The 17,474-nt window shown below is 48.9% G+C and carries 11 protein-coding genes; 3 read left to right on the top strand and 8 right to left on the bottom strand.

Annotated features, from left to right (window positions below; all coding sequences use genetic code 11):
- Window positions 1-64: 64 nt before the first annotated feature.
- From VIR50_RS00805 to VIR50_RS00795, 3 genes are all read left to right on the top strand, one after another.
- Window positions 65-1,462: a DUF4099 domain-containing protein gene (locus VIR50_RS00805; RefSeq protein ID WP_331933248.1), complete on the top strand. Its 1,398-nt coding sequence runs from the start codon at window positions 65-67 to the stop codon at window positions 1,460-1,462.
- Between the two features lie 21 nt (window positions 1,463-1,483).
- Window positions 1,484-3,565 (top strand): type IA DNA topoisomerase, encoded by a 2,082-nt coding sequence (locus tag VIR50_RS00800; protein WP_331933247.1) that lies wholly within the window; start codon window positions 1,484-1,486, stop codon window positions 3,563-3,565.
- A gap of 91 nt (window positions 3,566-3,656) precedes the next feature.
- Window positions 3,657-9,851 carry a helicase-related protein gene (locus VIR50_RS00795; protein WP_331933246.1) on the top strand — a complete coding sequence of 2,065 codons (6,195 nt, stop codon included), beginning with the start codon at window positions 3,657-3,659 and terminating at the stop codon, window positions 9,849-9,851.
- A 59-nt stretch (window positions 9,852-9,910) separates the two neighbouring features.
- Here the strand turns inward: VIR50_RS00795 and VIR50_RS00790 are convergent, their stop codons facing one another.
- The 8 genes from VIR50_RS00790 to VIR50_RS00755 all read right to left on the bottom strand — a co-directional run.
- Window positions 9,911-10,816, bottom strand: a complete 906-nt coding sequence (locus VIR50_RS00790; protein WP_331933245.1) for a nucleotidyl transferase AbiEii/AbiGii toxin family protein — start codon at window positions 10,814-10,816, stop codon at window positions 9,911-9,913.
- The gene (locus tag VIR50_RS00785; RefSeq protein WP_331933244.1) at window positions 10,809-11,573 is read right to left on the bottom strand and encodes a type IV toxin-antitoxin system AbiEi family antitoxin domain-containing protein; all 765 of its coding nucleotides are present in this window, start codon (window positions 11,571-11,573) and stop codon (window positions 10,809-10,811) included. Before VIR50_RS00785 ends, VIR50_RS00790 begins: the two co-directional genes overlap by 8 nt.
- Before the next feature lie 192 nt (window positions 11,574-11,765).
- Window positions 11,766-12,074, bottom strand: coding sequence for a helix-turn-helix domain-containing protein (locus VIR50_RS00780; RefSeq protein WP_331933243.1), 309 nt, complete (start codon window positions 12,072-12,074; stop codon window positions 11,766-11,768).
- Window positions 12,062-14,128: a bifunctional DNA primase/helicase gene (locus VIR50_RS00775; RefSeq protein ID WP_331933242.1), complete on the bottom strand. Its 2,067-nt coding sequence runs from the start codon at window positions 14,126-14,128 to the stop codon at window positions 12,062-12,064. The genes VIR50_RS00780 and VIR50_RS00775 overlap by 13 nt, the downstream gene beginning before the upstream one ends.
- Window positions 14,125-14,505, bottom strand: coding sequence for a DNA-binding protein (locus tag VIR50_RS00770; protein ID WP_331933241.1), 381 nt, complete (start codon window positions 14,503-14,505; stop codon window positions 14,125-14,127). Before VIR50_RS00770 ends, VIR50_RS00775 begins: the two co-directional genes overlap by 4 nt.
- Window positions 14,496-14,843 (bottom strand): helix-turn-helix domain-containing protein, encoded by a 348-nt coding sequence (locus VIR50_RS00765; RefSeq protein ID WP_331933240.1) that lies wholly within the window; start codon window positions 14,841-14,843, stop codon window positions 14,496-14,498. The genes VIR50_RS00770 and VIR50_RS00765 overlap by 10 nt, the downstream gene beginning before the upstream one ends.
- A 730-nt stretch (window positions 14,844-15,573) precedes the next feature.
- Complete coding sequence (locus VIR50_RS00760) at window positions 15,574-17,022, bottom strand: potassium/proton antiporter (RefSeq protein WP_331933239.1); 1,449 nt, start codon at window positions 17,020-17,022, stop codon at window positions 15,574-15,576.
- 55 nt (window positions 17,023-17,077) lie between these two features.
- A partial coding sequence (locus VIR50_RS00755; RefSeq protein ID WP_331933238.1) for an integrase core domain-containing protein occupies window positions 17,078-17,474 on the bottom strand: 397 nt, incomplete at its 5' end.

Raw genomic sequence — 17,474 nt, 5'->3', positions numbered from 1 at the left:
TAATAATATTATTACCATAATTTTGTTGTTCGATAACACTCTATTCACTTAATAACAAATGATTATGGAATCAAACAGCAATGACAACTATGTGCTGGTCTTGGAAGACCGCACGGAAGTAAAGAACCAAAAGGAAGCGGGGAAACTCTCCGTAGTTTCAGGTATTGACGACAAGGGTAACCTCAAAACCACCGAAGCCATCGCCGCCAATCAAGCAGCGTTCCTGAAGTTCAACAGCAAGGAGGGACTCTTGGAGAACTTTATGAAGAATTTCCTCCGGCAGTTCAACGAGCCTACCCGTTTCGGACTCTACAAAGTCGTGGCAAACAACGTGGAGCAGGGCGTGGACAACCTGCGCACTCTGCTCCAAAGCCGTGAGAAACCCGAAACCAAGCAGCAGTTGGCAGAGATTGGCGTACCCTTTGAGGACTATCTGCCACAGCAGAAGAACACCACCGCCATCGATGTGGAGAAAGTAGATTGGCAGCAGCTTGACCGTCTCGGACTCTCCCGTGAGCAGTTGGAGCAAAGTGGAGAGTTAGAAAAAATGCTCAACTGGCAGAAAAGCAATCTCGTTACGATTGCCATCCCGATGGGCGACACCACCATCTACACCGAAGCACGCCTTGCCTTCCGCACGGACGGCGAGGGCAACATCGGCTTGGCCATTCATCCTTTAAGAAAGGAACCACAGCTCGATTTTCCCTATATGGGCTACAAGTTCTCGCCCGAAGAGAAGGAAACACTCCTTGCTACGGGCAACCTCGGCAAGACCATCGAGGTAACGCCCAAGAACGGTGAGCCTTTTTCCGCCTACGTTTCCATTGATCCACAGACCAATGAACTTATCGCCCTGCGTGCCGACCGCGTGAACATTCCCAAGGAAATCAAGGGTGTTACGCTTTCCGATGCACAATATAAAGACCTCGTGGAGGGCAAAGCCGTGAAGGTGGAGGGTATGACTGCCAAGAGCGGCAAGTCTTTCAACGCCACCCTGCAGGTCAATGCCGAACGGAAGGGGATTGAGTTCATCTTCGACAACAACCGTGGTTTCAAGGAACGTCAGCAGCAGACACAGCAGCAGGGCGCACCCCACAAGCTCTGCGGCTTGGAACTTTCCGAGAAGCAGCGTGAGGCACTCGACGGCGGTCGAACGCTTTACCTTAAAAATATGGTTGATAAGGAGGGCAACTCCTTTAATGCCTATGTCCGTATGGACAAGGAGCAGAACCGCCCTCGCTTCTATAAATGGAACCCGGACAAGAGTCAGAATACGGGCAAGGTGGAAGCCGTGGCAGAGGAACACAAGACACAGGTAGCCGTGAATAACCACGGCAAGACCAACGAAGCCACGAAGAACGTGAAAGAACCTCTGAAGACCGGGCAGACACAGCCCACTGCCGCCCAAAAGCAGAAACAGGAAGAAAGCAAGCAGAAGAAGTCCCGTGGACGTAAGATGTAACCTTTAATCCCTTCACCGATTATGACAACTTGTATTATTGCCGAGAAGCCCTCGGTAGCCAGAGATATAGCCCGCATCGTTGGGGCAAATAATAGACAAGACGGATATATAGAAGGTAGCGATTACCTTGTCACTTGGGCTATGGGACACCTTATTACCCTTGCTATGCCCGAAGCATACGGTTTTTCCGCCTACAAAGCCGAAGACCTGCCCATCCGTCCCAGTCCCTTTCAACTTATCGTCCGCCAAGTACGCAAGGACAAAGATTTTGTATCAGACCCTGCGGCACTCAAACAACTCAAAGTGATACGTTCCTGCTTCGACAAGGCGAATCGTATCATTGTTGCCACCGATGCAGGGCGGGAGGGTGAACTCATCTTCCGCTACATTTATCAATATCTTGGCTGTAAAAAACCTTTCGACCGTCTTTGGATTTCATCATTGACGGACAAGGCCATCCGTGAGGGATTTTCCAACCTCAAGCCGGGAAGCAGTTACGACAATCTCTATCACTCCGCCAAAGCAAGAAGCGAAGCCGACTGGCTCGTAGGTATCAATGCCAGCCGTGCCCTTTCCATTGCCCGCAGGGGAGGCTATTCATTGGGACGGGTACAGACCCCGACCCTTGCTATGGTCTGCCGTCGGTACATAGAGAACCGTGATTTTTCTTCCGTGCCGTTTTGGAAACTCTCCGCGCTCACGGAGAAAGAGGGCATGTCGCTGAAAGCCATTGGCATTACCGACTACGGGAGTGAAGCATCGGCACAGACAGCCTTCGCTGCGCTTAGCAGTCAGAGCCGGCTTAAAGCAGAGTCGGTCGCAAGACAGGTGGGGCATACCGCGCCACCACTCTTGTACGACCTTACTGCCTTGCAGAAGGAAGCCAACAGACGCCACGGCTTTTCAGCGGACAAGACCCTCTCGATTGCCCAGAGCCTCTATGAGAAGAAAATCACGACCTATCCCCGCACAGGCAGCCGATACATCAGTGTGGATGTCTTCGAGGAAGTACCCGCCCTGCTCCGCAAGATAGGAGAGGCACTTCCAACTCCGCTTAACCGCCACTCGGTGGATAACGATAGAATAACCGACCACCACGCTATCATCCCCACAGGGGAATCGCCTTCCGGCTTATCTACGGATGAAGCAATCATATATAATATGGTAGTAACCCGCTTTGTCGAAGCCTTTTCTCCCGATTCCGAGGAAGAACGTATGCAGGTACGGTTTACGGACGGCACCAACACTTTTGTTTGGAAAGCGTGCCGACAAGTCTCCTTGGGCTGGAAAGCCGTGCAGAAAGATAAGACAACGGAAGTTGAGAAGAAAGAGGACGGAGACGAGCAGGTTTTGTCTTCGTTGCCTGACTTGACGGAGGGAGAGGTTTTGCCGCTTGTTTCTGCCGAGATAACTGAGCATAAGACCAAGCCTAAACCTCTCTATACGGAAGCGACTTTACTTTCCGCTATGGAGAATGCAGGGAAAGAGGTCAAAGATGCAGAGAGCAAGAAGGCGATGGCAGAGTCTGGTATCGGCACACCTGCCACAAGAGCCAACATCATCGAAACGCTTATCCTCCGTGACTATATCCACAGGGAGAAGAAATCCATTATCCCCACTGAAAAAGGCTTGTCTGTCTATGAGATTGTCAAGGACAAGAGGATTGCCAATGCGGAGATGACGGGCAGTTGGGAACTGACACTTGCCGCTATTGAAGCGGGACAGATGCCACCCGAAAAGTTCGCACAAGGTATCAATTCATACGTCGGCACTATCTGCGAGGAACTGCTCTCGCTTGCCCCCGAACAGAAATCTTACCCGACCTACCGCTGTCCCAAGTGCGGCAATGAGAGCGTGGGCATCTATGCCAAGGTCGCCAAGTGCAGGCACGAGGGCTGTGACTTCCACATTTTCCGAGAAGTCTGTGGCACGTTGCTTACAGAGGGCAATATTCGGGACTTGCTGACCATAGGTCGGACACCCGTCCTCAAAGGATTGACGAGCAAGGCAGGCAAGAAGTTCAACGCCCGACTGGTACTGAATGAGGACCATACCACTTCCTTTGAATTTGAAAGTAGGAAAGGAAAACAAAGAGGGAGATAATCCCGGCAGAAACAAAGAGGAACAGAATTGGTCGGGAGGTAATGTACTTTTATCTTCCGACCTTTTTCCTCTTAATTAAAAAGAAAACACTATGGCATACAATAAGAAATCAGTCTTGGCAGCCAATACGGAAGCCATCCGTGTGGTGCTGCGTCTGGAGAAAGAACGCCGTGAAGCCACCGAGGAAGAGAAAGCCGCATTGCGAGGTTATCAGGGCTTCGGTGGCTTGAAATGCGTACTGAACCGATGTGACAGTGCCGACGACCTCCGCTACTGGAGTCAGTCGGAGCAACAGCTCTTCGAGCCTACCCAAAGGCTCAAACAGATGATATACCGTGAAGCCGTCGATGCCAATACCGCCAAACGCTATTGGGAGAGCATCAAGGCGAGCGTGCTCACGTCTTTCTATACCGATACCCGCATCGTAGCCGCAATTGCAGATGCACTCACTTCTGTAGATGTACCCATACGTCGATGCTTAGACCCTTCAGCTGGCATGGGTGCCTTTGCCGAGACATTCGCAAAGAAGGCAAGTACGGTCGATGCAATGGAGAAAGACCTGCTCACTGCCCGTATCTCACAAGCCCTGCATCCTTACGGGCAAGGCAACATCTTTGTCCGCCAAGATCCCTTTGAAGCCATCGGGGAGTTGGAGGATAAGGACAAGTACGACCTTGTAACCAGCAACATCCCCTTTGGCGATTTCATGGTCTATGACCGTGAGTACAGCAAGGGCAAGGACATTCTCAGACGGGAATCCACACGCGCCATTCATAACTATTTCTTCGTGAAGGGGCTGGACACGCTCAAGGAGGGCGGACTCCTCGCATTCATCACCTCACAGGGCGTATTGGACAGTCCGAAGAACGTGGCCATCCGCCGTTACCTGATGCAGAACAGCCGTCTTGTCTCCGCCATCCGCCTGCCTTCGGGCATGTTCTCCGAAAACGCAGGGACGGAAGTGGGCAGCGACCTCATTGTCCTGCAGAAGCAGTCGGGCAAGGATATCGGTGAAGGCACCGAGCAGCGGTTTGTAGAAACCGCCTCCGTTCCCAAAGGTGATGGCTTCTCCATTGCCTTTAACCATAACTCACTCTTTGAGGGCGAATGGAAAGACATTGCCCACCGCACCATCGCCACGGAGCGCACGATGGGTACAGATCCATACGGCAAGCCTGCGTGGGAATACCGCTTCGATGGAAGCATGGACGATATGGCGGACAGTCTTCGGATTCAACTCTCACAAGATGTAGGAAAACACTTTGACCGCAAGCTCTACGAGACGGGCGTGCCAATGACGGAGGAGGAACGGCAGCAGGAAGCCGGGAAGCAGCTGCACAAGTTGGAGGTAACGGTTGATTTGCCCGAAGAGGAACCCAAAGTGGAGTCCAAAGCGGACAAGGACGCAGAGAATGCCTATAACTTGATGCCCGACAGCATCAGGAAGCAACTGCCCAAACTTTACAGCAAGGGGAAGGAACTCATTGGCGATAAGGTCGCCTACGCACGCTATTTCTTCCCGATGGGAGCATATACCGCTTACCTCTTGGAATATGACCCCAAGACTCGCATCGGTTTCGGTGCCGTTACAATGGGCTATGGCTGGGAGTTGGGCAATATGTCGCTTGATGAGATGGAGGAAGTCAAGATACACGGGCTGGGCATTGAACGGGATTTGTATTTTACCCCCAAGAAGCTGCACGAGATAGCAGAACTGGAGGAAATCGTAAAAGGGAGATATACCAAGGAAACGATTATCGAGGAAATCAAGGAAAAAACCGAGCCGACAGTTCAGACTCAACCAATGGAGGAGAAACTTTCCACAGAAGATGTCAAGGAGGAAGTTCAAGTTGAAAAGGTCGGTGAGCCGATTAAGGAAGAGACTGATGGGCAATCCGTGCAAGCAGCCGACCAAGTTCCCTATGAACCCGCCCCCGAAGGAGTGCCCACATTGACCCTTCACCGTCAGTATGAACAGGAAACGAAGGAAATCCGCACGGACGTAGAAACGCCACGGGAGATGAACGGACAGACGGTCTATTTCGATGAGGACCATCACCCCATTATGGATCACTCGGACAACGACTCGTCTATAGAGCAACTTTCTCTATTCGCTCCGGACGAGTATAACCTTTGGACACAGGAAGTAAACAGAGTCAATAAAGAGATAAAGGAACTATCCACGGGGCAGACAAAGTCAACCCCAAGCCAGCAGCCAGCCACAGCCAGTCAGCAGAAAAAGACGGTAACGAAACAGGGCAATTCTCGCAGAGGCAAGAAATCTCCACCCTCGTCAATGAGAGAACCGTCGCTCTTTGACTTTATGAATGAAGCCGAAGAGCGTAGCCCGAAGCCCATAGCGGAGGTAAAAAAGGAATTTGATGCCTCACCCCGTCCGTTTCTCTCATCACCGGACGCCCATTTGAGGGATGGCTCCATTGTCGTGCAGAAGGGGCAGGTCGGTTTTCTCTCCGACTTGAAGCGGCATCCCACCTTTAACCCGATGGACTTGCCCTATGCCCAAATCTCACGGCTGAAATCCTATGTAGAGATACGGGAGAGCTACCACCGTCTATATGACTATGAGGCGAACAACCAAACTGAGGACAAGGAGGAACGTGAGAAACTCAACCGCCTTTATGACGGCTATGTCCTACGCTGGGGGTACTTCAATCAGAAGGCTAACGCTGATGTGATAAAAATGGATGCCACGGGCATGGAAATGCTGTTCTTGGAACGCTCCGAGAACGGAAAGTACATCAAGGCGGACATCTTCGACCACCCCACGGCATTTGCCACCACCGAACTGACCGTTGCCGCAGACCCGATGGAGGCATTGGGCGCATCGCTCAACAAATACGGTATGGTCGAGATTGATTATATGAGTTCCCTGCTTCCCGATATGGAGGAAAGTGATTTGCTTTCCGCCTTGGAGGGGCGTATCTTTTACAATCCGGAGGAAGACGGCTACGAGGTAGCCGACAAGTTCATTTCGGGCAACGTGATAGAGAAGGCGGAGCGCATCGAGTCGTGGCTATTGGACCATCCCGAACACGAGGAGGCGAAGCAGAGCCTTGCCGCCCTGCGTGCCGCCACGCCGACACCGATTCCTTTTGCAGACCTTGACTTCAACCTCGGTGAGCGATGGATACCCGCCAAGGTCTATGGCAGGTTCGCCTCGGAGTTCTTTGAGACCGACATCAGCGTGTCCTACCATTCCAACATGGACGAGTATTCCATTGTCTGCGACCATAAGAATGCCAACATCTGGCACAAGTATGCCGTGCAGGGCGAGTTCCGCCGCTATGACGGCATCAACCTCCTGAAGCACGCCCTGCACAATACCATACCCGACATCAACAAGAGCAAGGAGGTGGCGGATAAGATTACGGGAGAAATAAAAACAATAAAAGTGCGTGACGGACACGCCATACAGATGGCGAACGCCAAGATTGAGGAGATACGGCAGGGCTTTGTCGATTGGCTCGGACGGACCCCCGACACGTTCAAGCAGCAGCTCTCGGATAGGTATAATCGTCTGTTCAACTGTTTTGTACGCCCTAACTTCGACGGCACGCATCAGACTTTCCCCGACCTCGACCTCAAACGGTTGGGCATAGCCGACCTGTATAAAAGCCAGAAGGATGCCGTATGGATGCTCAAGACCAACGGCGGGGGTATCTGCGATCACGAGGTGGGAGCGGGCAAGACGCTCATCATGTGTACGGCAGCCTACGAGATGAAACGGCTGGGGTTGGCAAACAAGCCGATGATTATCGGACTGAAGGCAAACGTCTTCGACATCGCAGACACGTTCCGCAAGGCTTATCCCAATGCAAGGATTCTATATCCGGGCAAGAACGACTTCAGCAAGCAGAACCGACAGCGTATCTTCAACGACATCAAGAACAACGACTGGGACTGCATCATCCTCACGCACGAGCAGTTCGGCATGATACCGCAGGCATTGGAGATACAGGAGGCTATCCTGCAGAAGGAGATGGATTCCGTGGAGGAAAATCTCGAAGTGTTGCGTATGCAGGGAGCGGACATCTCCCGTGGTATGCTCAAAGGATTGGAGAAGCGCAAGCAGACACTGGAAGCGAAGTTGCAGAACATACAGGACAGTATCGCCGAGCGCAAGGACGATGCCGTGGATTTCAAGATGATGGGTATTGACCACCTCTTTGTCGATGAAAGCCACCAGTTCAAGAACCTGATGTTCAACACCCGCCATGACCGTGTGTCGGGCTTGGGCAATCCCGACGGCTCACAGCGTGCCCTGAACATGCTCTTTGCCATACGCACCATTCAGGAGCGGTCGGGCAAGGATTTGGGAGCGACTTTCCTTTCGGGAACAACCATTTCCAATAGTCTGACGGAGTTGTATCTTCTGTTCAAATACCTGCGCCCACAGGCGTTGGAGCGGCAGGGCATCAACAGCTTTGACGCATGGGCTGCCGTTTTTGCCAAGAAATCGACCGACTATGAGTTCTCCATCACCAATGAGATTATCCAGAAGGAGCGGTTCCGCACCTTCATCAAGGTGCCCGAGCTGGCTTCGTTCTATGCGGAGATTTGCGACTTCCGCACGGCTAAGGACATCGGTATCGACCGACCCGAGAAGAACGAGATACTGCACAACATTCCGCCCACGCCCGAACAGGAAGAGTTTATCGGCAAACTGATGGAGTTCGCCAAGACGGGTAACGCCACGCTCTTGGGACGTGCGCCGCTCAGCGAGAGCGAGGAAAAGGCAAAGATGCTTATCGCCACGGACTATGCGAGGAAGATGAGCCTTGATTTACGCATGATAGATTTGGAGGGTTACTCGGATCATATCGACAACAAGGCGAGCCATTGTGCGAAGTTGCTCAATGATTATTACCGAAAATATGATGCACAGAAAGGAACGCAGTTCGTATTTTCCGATTTGGGTACTTATAAGCCCGGAGAATGGAATGTGTATTCGGAGATAAAGCGTAAGTTGGTGGAGGACTACCATATCCCGTCCTACGAGGTACGCTTTATTCAGGAGTGCAAGAACGAGAAGGCAAAGAAGGCGATGGTGGATGCCATGAACCGTGGGGACATCCGTATCATCTTCGGCTCTACCTCGATGTTGGGAACAGGAGTCAATGCCCAGCAGCGTGCCGTGGCAATTCATCATTTGGATACGCCTTGGCGACCTTCGGACTTGGAGCAGCGCAACGGGCGAGCCGTGCGTAAGGGAAACCTTATCGCCAAGGAGTTTGCGGACAACAAGGTCGATGTCATCATCTATGCCGTGGAACGGTCGCTGGACAGCTATAAGTTCAACCTGCTGCACAACAAGCAGCTTTTCATCAATCAGTTGAAGACAAACACCCTTGGCAGCCGTACCATTGATGAGGGCTCGATGGATGAGGACAGCGGTATGAACTTCTCCGAATATGTGGCGGTGCTTTCGGGCAACACCGACCTTTTGGAGAAGGCAAGACTGGACAAGAAGATAGCCACCTTGGAATCCGAGCGCAAGAACTTCCTCCGTGAGCGTGATGCAGCAACGGGGAAGTTGGCGGAGATTGACAGCTCCGTGTCTTTCCATTCGGATAAAATAAAGGAAGCCAAGGCGGACTTGGAGTGTTTTGAGAAACGTGTGGAACGTGACAAGGAAGGACTGCCCGTCAATAAACTGACAATCAAAGGTATCGATGGTAGCACCGACATCAAGGTTATTGCTGCCCGTTTGCATGAGATTGACGAGAAGGCACGCACCAAGGGCGAGTACAACAAGATTGGCGAGATTTACGGCTTTTCCGTCATGGTCAAGACGGAGAGCAGCTCAAAGGACCTGTTTGATTGCTCGGTGAACCGCTTCTTCGTCAAAGGACAGGAGAGCATCTACTATACCTATAATAACGGTAAACTGGCGGCAGACCCGAAACTTGCCTGTGAGAACTTCGTAAATGCGTTGGAGCGCATCCCGAAGGTGATAGAGTCGCACGAGAAGGAAATGGCAAAGGTTGTGGCCAACAAAGACGTTTACACCAACATTGCGAGCGGCTCTTGGAAGAAAGAGGACGAATTGCGTGCGCTCAAAGGGGAGGCTGCAGAACTTGACAGAAAGATTGCGCTTACGCTTGCACCGCCGGAGGAGGAAAAAGAGGAAACGGAGGAAATGAAGCAAGGAGAGGGTTTATCCGACCACAATCGTTCATCCGGAGTCAAGAACGAGAGCTATCCTACCCAAGACAAGGAAGAAGACCACCGTTCACAAAACTTCAGACCCAAGTGGAAGCGCTAAACAGATGTCAGGGGCAAAATAAAAGTCAGACATTCGATACGAATGTCTGACTTTTATCATTATATCCACAAATGACGTTTTAACTTATCTACTCCTTCTTTGTGCTTATCGGGAGCTTGTTTCTTGAGTTTGTCTATATTCAGTAATTTCCATTGTACGGATGGGTATTGGCTTAAATCCCCCGCGCAACATTTCTCCCACAGTGGTATTCCATTCTCAAAGGAAACGAGGAATTCCTTGTCTGAATTTGTAAAGCTGTCATTTACCTTTTTGATAATGGACTCACGAGCCTGCTCATAGTCTGTATAGGTAAATGGAATATCTGACATTCCCTTGAATTGGTTTTCAAGTGCCTCCTCTTGGTTTATGTTATTAGGAAACAGAGATTCCACGATAGGCTTGTCGCTTCCCAATAGGCATAAGATGAGCCCGTCTTTTACATCTTCAAGCGTTTGGTCTTTCATGTATTTGCAGTCAAACATGTCACGTGGGTGCTGGCGGCTGAGGGCGGCTGTAATCTTCCCTCCATACAATTGAGAATAAGGAACTATGCGTGCCTTACAGTTGGCTTGAAACTCTTCCTTCGCTTTCGGGCAGAGTTCCATAATTTCAACCTCTCCGAGTATGCCCCGTTTTGTACCATTTACCTCTATTTTCACCGTGGCGCCATCATACGTGCATTGCAATTTCCATACTTTGGATTTATGTATCACATGTATTCCGGGAATGGCACGTTCTATACTTGTTTTTAGCTCTCCGAGATGTTGATTTATCTTTTCCAAACTCGCCGTGCGTGACTCTATCGGAATATAGGTAAGGTCAATATCAACCGAGTAACGTGGCATATTCTGGTGGAACAGGTTAATAGCTGTACCTCCATGAACTGCAAAATCCGTTATCTTGTAAACCAAGGGCATAATACGTAGTAACAATGCCACCTGTTTTTTATATTGTTGATCATTCATAATCGTTTAATTCTTTTGGGACAATCATCTTATACTTGCTGATATATACACCGGATTTGACGAGTTGGAGTTTATGTGTCCCCAAATCTATTTTTGTAAGGTTTAAGTCTTCATACCAATAATGCCCTGCTTTTTCAGCCATATATAGAAACAGCCTCTTCATTTTGTAATGTTTTGTGGTTTCCAATAACAATTGGATAACATTCGGACGCAGAGTGGTCAGTTGCTCCATGATATAAAATAGATCCATATAGTTATATTGGCGTGGTGTTAGCAGCAGACATTCCATAAAAGCCTGCTCAGGGGAGGATATAAGCAGCCTCCAGTCCAAGTATGTTAAAGTTGTTATCTGTGCACTGATAAATACCTCTGTCTTGAAAAACTTAAATTCACGGTCGAAAACGTCATGCTTCATCCATTGTGGCATTTTATCACTTGCCGTTGATACCATTAACAGGGGTTTGCCCATAGGAACATAATGGTTGAAGCCCCAAAGCTCCAAAGCAGAATGCGCCGCAATACGAAAACTCTTTCCTACCTGTTCGTTGAAAGACTGCAAAGCACCAAAAGCGGACAGCGTGTCACCTGTGCGGTACATGACTCCCTTGCATAGAGAGGATAACCAACCGGAAGAACGATACCTGCTCAACAACTGCTTGGAATAGCCATGCTCTACAAGCCATATGGCAAACAGCAATCCGTTCTTTTGCCCGGATTGAAGCATTTGGTTTATTTTTTTTTCTTTTAGTACACTCATAGTTTACTTGCTGTCATTAAAATCAACCACAAAGGTACAAAAGGCTTTGGTAATTACAGCCGATTGGTTGAATTATTTTCCACAAAGTCAACTAATAGTTGACCTACGGGACAAAATTACAACCATTGTGAGACAAAGAAGGATGAAACAAAACATGAAAACATTTCCAACATACTTGTATGGAACTGACTTTTACCAACCATCTCGCTTCCGCAACATTTTATCTATCTCTTCCCGAAGGAAAAGTAACCTGCCATTGGCTTTGAGATAAGGAATTTTCCCTGCCCATACCCAGTTGTAGATGGTTTTCTGTTCCACTTTGAGTATCTTGGAAACATCTATGATGTCCAGATATTCCGGTTTCAAGGGTGGATGGACGGTTGTATCGACGGATTGCTCTTGCAGGACAAGCAGGCGGTCGAGTTTATCCTCAACTGTTATGAGCTTATCGAACAGGCGTTTTTGCCAAGTGTCTTCGGTTTTATAATCTATGTACGGCATAATTCTCCTTTTTGGTAGTTACCATTGGTATCCTGTGCCAAGATACGTTGTTCTTTCATGTAGGCGATGTACTTCTTCGCGGTTCTGTCCTTGATTTCCATTTCCCGCATCAGAATCTCGCAAAGTTCCTGATAAGTAAGCTTGAAAGAATTTCGGAAGGCTTCTTTGACAACGGCAATGAGTTCATCGGTCTTGCGCTTTTCCTTGTCCTCCTTGGACTTCTCACCACGATAGACGTGCATATCCTCAGCCTTGTCCCAGCCGAAAAGCATCATCGGAACGTCCAGCGGACTTCCGTCACGGACTTTCAATGCCTTTACTACGGAATATTCCGGATTGTCGTCTTTCTCAATGGAGAGAATACCCGCCGCCTTGCGTTGCAGCTCCGAACCGATATGCCCGCGCAGCTTAATGCCGTTAGGCACAAAGTGAAGCACGCAGACAATGCAGGTATTATAGATGCCTGCCAGACGGTACAGTTCATCTACAATGGCTATGCTCTCCGTCTCGTCATTGGCTGAGCGTATCAGGTCTGCTATGCCGTCAATAACCACAAGATGGATGCCCCCATGCCTGTGATGGAACAAATCCAAACTCTCGCGGATAAGCTTCAGCCTGTCTTTACGGGAGAGCGATGCAAGGTATAGGGAATGGTAAAACTCAGGTACTGCCGTCAATGAAGCCCTACGCAATGTCTTACCCAAGTTCTTGTGGAGTTGTGCCTCGGACTGCTCCGTGTCATAGTGCAGGACCGCCAAGCCTTTGGGATTGGCGGTAATCTCCAATCCCAAGGTTTTCTCTATCGGCAGTCGTTTTTCTCCCAACGCTCCTGCAAGGATGGCTCCCACATAGTTGCTCTTGCCCGTACCCTCGCCTCCGGTGATGCAGAACAGATTGTCCTGCGTTCCCAACGGAACACCATTCACCGCCACCACCGACTTGGAAATATCCGGTGGATTCTCATAGTCAATTTCACAGGAACGTAACATCATCATAGTTTGGCTATATAGGTCTGAGAACATCTTGGCAAGCAGCTCTTTCAGTTCCTTTGCCCCGTTGCCCAAGGCAAAGAAATCAGAAATGTCTTTTTCAGACTTCGTGCCACTTAGCGGAAGTGAAAGGTTCAACACCTTGTATTCCGCCAGATGTTCTGCTTGTCTGTGACTCTCGCGTACGCCTGTCTCGTCAGCATCATACAGAAGAATGATATGCCGGAAGCGAAGCTGAAGACTCTCAATGATGCTTGTCGGTATCTGTGCAGTTTCACTGTTGAAGCAGATGGCATTAAAGCCGTGTGCATACAATGAGAGCACATCCTTTTCTCCGCCTGTAATAAAGAGCATATCGCCTTTAGTGGGAATCTGTTCCATACCGAAGCAATAAGTGGATGGCATCCGTCCGCCATATAGAAAGCGGATTTTTGGACTGTGAGGACGGTATATCTTGACATAGCCGTTTCCGATATAGGCAAATATCGGCTCTGTCGGTGAACTGCAAAGTTCAAATTTCTTGCCTTCAGCAGATATGCTTTCATACCGTTTAAGACTCCGTACACGAAAGTGTCGGAGTGTATCCTCATGGATGCCGTAATGCGCCCAATAGTTCAGCAGCCCATCGTCAAATGGATGTATCTCGAAACTATATGGGCGTTCTTCGGTACTTTTGGTAATTTCAGTCTTAGAACTGGAGGTAACCGGACTTTTTTGAGTCGGCGTAGCACGCTTGCCCTTGCTACACCTCTCACCGTCATACAAAGAATACAGCCCAAGTTCTTGGGCGATGATTTTCAAGACTTCTGGAAAATCAGTTTTCAGATTTAAGCCACGCAGGGTTGCCACAAACCAGAAGCAGTCCCCTGAATAGGAAGTATCGCCATGATCGTAGAATTTGTAGGATGAACTTTTCCTGTCATAGAAGACATGGCAGGAAGCCCGCCTGTCGTCATAGAATGGACTGCGGAAGTTGCGGTGAAGGTTCACCTCAAAGCCAAGGAAATGGGAAAACACATTCAAACCTCCTTGTGTAAGTAAAAGAATCTGTTCCTTATCTATCATAGTTGTCGGTTTTTAGGATTAAGACATGAACTCATGATGAGATTGTCCTTGAAACGGTTGAGCCGACCAAGAACCTCATCATTCCTCATGCCGGAAACACGGAGGCGGTTGCATTTCACGGCTATCACGATAGACTTGAAGAAGTAGCGCACGTCGCCACTCTCCGTGTAGCGATAACGCACCAACTGCTTCTTACGCCAGCGGTAAAGGGTGGACTCTGAAACATTCAGAGTCCCGATAAGGTCTTTCGTGGTCATCTCCAGCTCATCATCTATATCCTGAATAAGGCGGGAGGTGCGCTCGACATACTGCTCAATTCGGTTAAGCCTGTCTATCAAATCCTGATAGGCTTGGCTTTCTACTGCGATTATTTCCATCTTTTCAACTTGGTGTTTTTAATTGCTATGTCCATCCCTAACTTCGCAAGATATTGCATGAGTGAGTTATAGGCATCTTGCGTATATACTTCAACGTACATCTCTGCGATAGGTCTGGGCGAGTCTTCTCCGTTGCTTGCGAGAAATGCAAACATCTCATATACATCTATCTCCAAAGCAGAGGCATAACTCTCTATTTGGAGAAAAGTCATTGTAATCTGACCGGACTCCCATCGGGATATTGTACTTTCATCAACGCCCAATTTCTCCGCAAGATACGCTTGTTTCAGACATTTGTTCAGTCTCTCATTCCTAAGAAATTCCAGTAACTTTTTCATAATTATAAAGTTATAGAGACATCTTGGCATGAGCAACCCGTCACACGCAAGTTTATGTACCCTCTGCAAGTAGTCATGCTTCAGATGCAATAATTTGTTTTATGGCGGATGCAAAGGGCATCTATATATAAATTGACGATTATCTATTGTAAATCATATTGGAATGTATTAAAATTCCATTCGTCTGCCAAATAGACAAAATCCCTCCAGTGCAAGGTGCAAGTCCCCGTATATATAGGGGCTTGCACCTTGCACTGGAAAGTGTAGCAGTAAAATCTCTAAATATTTATAGTACAAAGATTTGGAAATGTGAACAAAAAAATATAACTTTGTACCTAGAGAATGAGAGTAAGTATGCTTTCTACAGATAGTCAAAATAGCAGTCATAAGCCAGTCAGTTTGCTGCTACATTTCTGCTACATAGAGTATCTGAACAAAAAGGTAAACATTTAGCTTTCAGCGATTAGGGTATACCGTGGATTAGTCCAGGCTGGTCCACACTAATAATCAAGCACTTACAAGGATTTTGTAAGTGCTTTTTCTTTTCGAGGTGACCTTTTTGAAGCAAAAGTAACCTCCCGTGACCTTCTGAAATGTAGAGTGATTTTTTGTAAGTTCAAGAAATGTTTTCGCGAGTGTGAAGACGACGAAACTCGGGTGATGACAGATGAATACACAAAGTAAGTACCGGCTGTTAAAAGCTGAATGGGTAGACTACGGGACAAACAAATTAGGCCATTTGCTCGTTGGCAATAGTTAGTAGGATGTCACCCACTTTGAGCTCCAATTGTCCGTTGGGCACGATAAAACTGTTGCCACGCTTCACCATCATTACTAGCGTGCCTTGGGGAAAGTGCATGTCCTTGAGTTGGTTGCCACCAGAGAGTGACTCTTCTGACAGCTTCAGTTCCGAGAGTTTAGACTCCAGTTCATCGGGCAGTTCGATGCCAAAATCGTTGCCAATCTTCTCTTCCTCTGTTGCCAGTCCCAGCCAGTGGGCAGCAGCCGTGATGGTGGTGCCTTGGAGGGCCAGAGAGAGCAACGTGATGACGAACACCACATTGAACAGGAAATCGGCATCCTCGATTCCTGCTATGACGGGATAGGTGGCAAAGATGATGGGCACTGCACCGCGCAATCCTACCCACGAGAGGAAGACTTTGGCCTTGAAGGGCACACGGAAGGGTTGCAGACAGAGGAACACAGCGATAGGACGGGCCACAAACATCATGAACAGTCCGATGCTGACGGCTACCAGCAGCACGTTTAGCATCTCCTTTGGATTGACCAACAAGCCGAGCGTGAGGAACATCACAATCTGAAGGAGCCACGTAATGCCCTGCATGAAAGTGTTGGTCTCACGACGATAAGACAGACGGCTATTGCCTACCACGAGTCCTGTTACATAAACGGCAAGATAGCCATTACCCTGAAACATATCCGTGAACGTGAAGGTGATGAGGATGGAGCATAGCACCAGGATGGGATAGAGCGAGGGATTGGGCAGGTTGATGTGGTTGACAATCCACACCAGCAAGCGTCCTCCAAGGTAGCCCAACAGTCCTCCCACGGCCAATTGCCCAACGATTTTCGTTGCCAGGGTCATGCCTGAGAACTCGCCTGCCGTCACTATCATATCCACCAGGGCGATAGTCAGCACGTAGGCCATCGGATCGTTGGAGCCGCTCTCCAGTTCGAGCATGGGGCGCAGATTGTGCTTCAGTCCGATATGCTGGGTGCGTAGCAGGTTGAACACGGAGGCCGAGTCAGTTGACGACACGGTGGCTGCCAGGAGCATTGACATCGGCAGGGTAAGGCCGATATCGAGTTGCGTCCACTCCGAAAGGTAATAGATGAGCAGACCCGTAATGCCTGTAGTTATGAGCACGCCAACGGTTGACAGCATCAGTCCCTGGGTTGCCACAAGCTCGATGTCACGCCGCTTGGTGTCCATACCACCTGAGAAAAGAATGACCGACAGCGAGAGCATACCAATCAACTGGGCATCCTCATGACTGTGGAATTCCAGTCCCAATCCGTCACTGCCGAAGAGCATCCCTGTGAACAAGAACAAGAGCAAGGTGGGGACACCGAAACGATAGCCCCACTTGCTGATGACGATGCTCGCAAAGATGAGCACTGCGCCAAGGAAAAAAATGTTTTCTGGTGTGAATGTCATGTTGTTAATGTTTCATCATTTGTAATAGTCAAGACTTGTTCTGACAGTTTGTTTATTATCTTACAAAAAAACTGTCCGATGACATTTGCGAAGTTACATAGATTTTCTCACTCTCACAAGCGAATGACGTTTTATCAGCTTCATTCGGTTTTATAGTTTCCTGATTTTTCAGTTGGTATTTCTTTGCGACTGTTATACCTTCTATAAAAGTCTGGATGGGCGTTTTCCCGCAACAGTACTTCCCGGAGTGGGTTCTTTCCGTGTTATAAGAGTTTATCCACGTGTCAAGGTCTGTTTGCTGTTGCTCAATAGTGGTATAGATTTTCTTTCTGAATGCGATGGCATAGAACTCGTTCTGCACGGTTCTGTTGAACCGTTCACAGATACCGTTTGTTTGTGGACTTTTTGCCTTGATTTTAGAGTGGTCTATATCCTCTACAGCCAAATACAGC

It is taken from the genome of Prevotella sp. (assembly GCF_036570325.1).
In the GTDB taxonomy this organism is placed as follows: domain Bacteria; phylum Bacteroidota; class Bacteroidia; order Bacteroidales; family Bacteroidaceae; genus Prevotella.
This window is presented reverse-complemented; position numbering and strand designations above follow the sequence as displayed.

Excerpts from the sequence above, each read along its gene's own strand:
- VIR50_RS00775 (WP_331933242.1), bottom strand. The coding sequence starts at position 14,128 with ATGATAGATAAGGAACAGATTCTTTTACTTACACAAGGAGGTTTGAAT.
- VIR50_RS00765 (WP_331933240.1), bottom strand. The coding sequence starts at position 14,843 with ATGAAAAAGTTACTGGAATTTCTTAGGAATGAGAGACTGAACAAATGT.
- VIR50_RS00800 (WP_331933247.1), top strand. The coding sequence starts at position 1,484 with ATGACAACTTGTATTATTGCCGAGAAGCCCTCGGTAGCCAGAGATATA.
- VIR50_RS00780 (WP_331933243.1), bottom strand. The coding sequence starts at position 12,074 with ATGCCGTACATAGATTATAAAACCGAAGACACTTGGCAAAAACGCCTG.
- VIR50_RS00805 (WP_331933248.1), top strand. The coding sequence starts at position 65 with ATGGAATCAAACAGCAATGACAACTATGTGCTGGTCTTGGAAGACCGC.
- VIR50_RS00760 (WP_331933239.1), bottom strand. The coding sequence starts at position 17,022 with ATGACATTCACACCAGAAAACATTTTTTTCCTTGGCGCAGTGCTCATC.
- VIR50_RS00770 (WP_331933241.1), bottom strand. The coding sequence starts at position 14,505 with ATGGAAATAATCGCAGTAGAAAGCCAAGCCTATCAGGATTTGATAGAC.
- VIR50_RS00790 (WP_331933245.1), bottom strand. The coding sequence starts at position 10,816 with ATGAATGATCAACAATATAAAAAACAGGTGGCATTGTTACTACGTATT.
- VIR50_RS00795 (WP_331933246.1), top strand. The coding sequence starts at position 3,657 with ATGGCATACAATAAGAAATCAGTCTTGGCAGCCAATACGGAAGCCATC.
- VIR50_RS00785 (WP_331933244.1), bottom strand. The coding sequence starts at position 11,573 with ATGAGTGTACTAAAAGAAAAAAAAATAAACCAAATGCTTCAATCCGGG.